This window comes from Daeguia caeni (genome assembly GCF_042653845.1).
In the GTDB taxonomy this organism is placed as follows: Bacteria; Pseudomonadota; Alphaproteobacteria; order Rhizobiales; family Rhizobiaceae; genus Brucella; species Brucella caeni.
In genome coordinates, this window is record NZ_JBHSEL010000016.1 from 1 (window position 1) to 2,764 (window position 2,764).

Genomic DNA, 2,764 nt, shown 5'->3' on the forward strand with positions numbered 1-2,764 from the left:
GCGGCGCTGCACATGAGCCCGCAACACCCCCCCGGGGACCTCAAAAGTAGCGAAAGTTTGCTGCCAGGACCGCGCGCCACCAACAGCGCATCCGTGGCCAAAATGGCGATGGGGGGGGTGCATGACTAAGATGTTGATTTTATTGGATGCAGAAAATGGCAATCGCTGAAACCGCGCACATCGGCGCCGACGACCACGCACGCCAGCTTTCGGTCGAATACCGGCCACTCGACAGCCTGGTGCCCTATGCCCGCAACGCCCGCACGCATTCGGAAGCGCAGGTCGCCGAGATTGCCGGGTCGATCCGCGAGTTCGGCTTCACCAACCCGGTGCTGATTGCCGAGGATGGTACGCTGATTGCCGGTCATGGCCGCGTGCTGGCGGCGCGCAAGCTCGGCATGGAGACGGTGCCGACGATCGTGCTGGCGGGACTGTCGGAGACGCAGCGCCGGGCACTGGTGCTTGCTGATAACCGCATCGCCATGAATGCCGGATGGGATGAAGAATTGCTCGGCATCGAACTCTCCGATCTGCAGGAGGCCGGTTTTGACCTCGGCCTTACCGGCTTTGACGATGATGAATTACAGAACCTGCTTTATGGCAATCGTGATGAGCAGGACGGCCTGACCGAGGATGACGCCATTCCGGAGGTGCCGGCAAAACCGGTGACACGGCGCGGCGATCTCTGGCTGCTTGGCCATCATCGTCTTCTCTGCGGTGACAGCACAGACCCGGATGATGTCACACGCCTGATGAACGGCGAACGGGCTGCGCTGTTTGCCACCGATCCGCCCTACCTGGTCGATTATGACGGAACCAACCATCCGACAAAGAAAACCGCCTCGGCGCGGGCGAAGAAAATCGCCAACAAGGACTGGGGCGACGATTATATCGAGCAGCCGCACTGGGATGATTCTGCCCAAGGACCGCAGTTCTACGAGGCCTTCTGCAAGGTGGCGATCGAGCATGCCATTGCCGAGGATGTGGCATGGTATTGCTGGCACGCCTCGCGCCGCCAGCGCATGCTGGAAACGGTCTGGGACAAGTTTGACGTGCTGCATCACCAGCAGATCATCTGGGCCAAATCGCGCCCGGTGCTGACGCGCTCGGTGATGCTGTGGGCACATGAACCCTGCCTGTTCGGATGGCGTCGCGGCAAGAAGCCCCGCATCAACCGCGAGGGGTTCGAGAGCTGGCCGACCACGGTGTGGAACATTCCGTCCTCGGAGATCGAAACCCGCGAGCATCCGACTTCGAAGCCGGTGCGGGTGTTCACACTGCCGATGCAGCTGCACACAAGACCGGGCGACATCTGCTACGAGCCGTTCTCCGGTTCGGGCTCACAGCTGATCGCCGGCGAGAAGACCGGCCGCCGCGTGTATGGCCTCGAACTGTCGGAGGCCTTCTGCGATGTCGTCGTCAAGCGCTGGCAGGCATTCACCGGCAAGGCGGCCAGGCTCGATGGCGACGGTCGCCGTTTTGATGAGATCGCCGCCGACCGAGTGCCTGATGCCGGGACCGCGACCAGGGATGCGGCAGCGGCATGAAGCAATCCCGCACCATGTCTCTGGTGGAGGCTTTCGCCAATGTCGCCGTCGGCTATGGCATTGCCGTGGTGACGCAGATGCTGGTGTTCCCGCTGTTCGGATTGTCCACCACGCTGGCTGACAACATGGCCATGGGCGCGATCTTCACCGTGGTGTCGATCGCGCGCAGTTTTACATTGCGGCGGGTGTTCGAAGCGGTGCGCATTCGTAGTGACGGCACAGGATAAATGTNCAAGGGTACGGCCCGTCCGCACCGCATGAACAAGGCCGAGCCCAAACCGGTGGTGGCAGTTCCTTCGCCGCCGGATCATGTTGATGAGGAGGCAAGCGCCAAGTTTATCGAAATGGCTGAGATGCTGGCGCGTCATGGCGTGATGACCGAACTCGATACCGGTGCGCTCGCCCGCTACGTCGTGATCTGGCGGCGCTGGCTGGAGGCGGAGCAGGAAGTGAAGCGCCGTGGCCCGGTGGTGAAGACGTCGAATGACAACATCATCCAGAACCCGTTTCTGGCCGTCGCCAACAAATGCCTGGCGCAGATGGCGCAGATCGAGAGCGAGTTTGGGCTCACACCCTCCAGCCGCTCGCGCATCCGCATGGCGGAACCCGCCGAGACCAGTGATCCATTTGAGGACTTCTTGAGCCGTGGCAGAAAAGCGTAATTCCCGCCCACCGCGCAATCCGGGTGGTGGCAGGAAGGCACCGTCCTGTCCGGTCACCGCCTACGCCCGGGCTATCGTTGACGGCAAGATCGTCGCCGGCCGGCTGGTGCGTCTGGCCTGCGAGCGGCACCTCGCGGACCTGAAGGTGGGGGTAAAACGCGGCCTGGTCTGGGATGGCGCTGCGGCACGGCATGCGATCGACTTCTTCGGCCATCTGCGCCACTCGACCGGCGAATGGGCGGGCGAGCCCTTCGTGCTTCAGGGCTGGCAGCAGTTCGTCGTCGGCTCGCTCTATGGCTGGAAGCGCAAGGATAGATTGCGCCGCTTTCGCACCGCCTATGTTGAGGTCGCGCGCAAGAACGGTAAATCGGTGCTTCTGGCCGGCACGGCGCTCTATGCGCTGATTGCCGATGGCGAGCCCGGTGCGCATGTCTATTCGGCGGCAACGACGCGCGATCAGGCACGGATCGTGTTTGGCGAGGCCGAGCGCATGGTGGCGGCGAGTTCGGCGCTGCAATCGAGGATCACACGCACGGTGAACAATCTGGCCGTGCT

Annotated in this window: 4 protein-coding genes; all 4 read left to right on the forward strand. The window is 62.8% G+C overall.

Features of this window, described 5'->3' with window-relative positions; all coding sequences use genetic code 11:
* The first annotated feature begins 155 nt into the window (after nt 1-155).
* Nucleotides 156-1,547 (forward strand): site-specific DNA-methyltransferase, encoded by a 1,392-nt coding sequence (locus ACFO1V_RS01200; RefSeq protein WP_380075031.1) that lies wholly within the window; start codon nt 156-158, stop codon nt 1,545-1,547.
* The gene (locus ACFO1V_RS01205) at nt 1,544-1,774 is read left to right on the forward strand and encodes a DUF7220 family protein (RefSeq protein WP_152367715.1); all 231 of its coding nucleotides are present in this window, start codon (nt 1,544-1,546) and stop codon (nt 1,772-1,774) included. The genes ACFO1V_RS01200 and ACFO1V_RS01205 overlap by 4 nt, the downstream gene beginning before the upstream one ends.
* 30 nt (nt 1,775-1,804) lie before the next feature.
* On the forward strand, nt 1,805-2,209 hold the full coding sequence (locus tag ACFO1V_RS01210; RefSeq protein WP_465251718.1) for a phage terminase small subunit P27 family: 405 nt from the start codon (nt 1,805-1,807) through the stop codon (nt 2,207-2,209).
* Nucleotides 2,193-2,764 (forward strand): terminase large subunit domain-containing protein (locus ACFO1V_RS01215; RefSeq protein ID WP_380075033.1); only part of this gene is annotated, 572 nt, incomplete at its 3' end. The genes ACFO1V_RS01210 and ACFO1V_RS01215, both read left to right, overlap by 17 nt.

What these genes read in the sequence shown, in the direction of transcription:
- ACFO1V_RS01200 (WP_380075031.1), top strand. Translation starts at nt 156, where the DNA reads ATGGCAATCGCTGAAACCGCGCACATCGGCGCCGACGACCACGCACGC.
- ACFO1V_RS01205 (WP_152367715.1), top strand. Translation starts at nt 1,544, where the DNA reads ATGAAGCAATCCCGCACCATGTCTCTGGTGGAGGCTTTCGCCAATGTC.
- ACFO1V_RS01210 (WP_465251718.1), top strand. Translation starts at nt 1,805, where the DNA reads ATGAACAAGGCCGAGCCCAAACCGGTGGTGGCAGTTCCTTCGCCGCCG.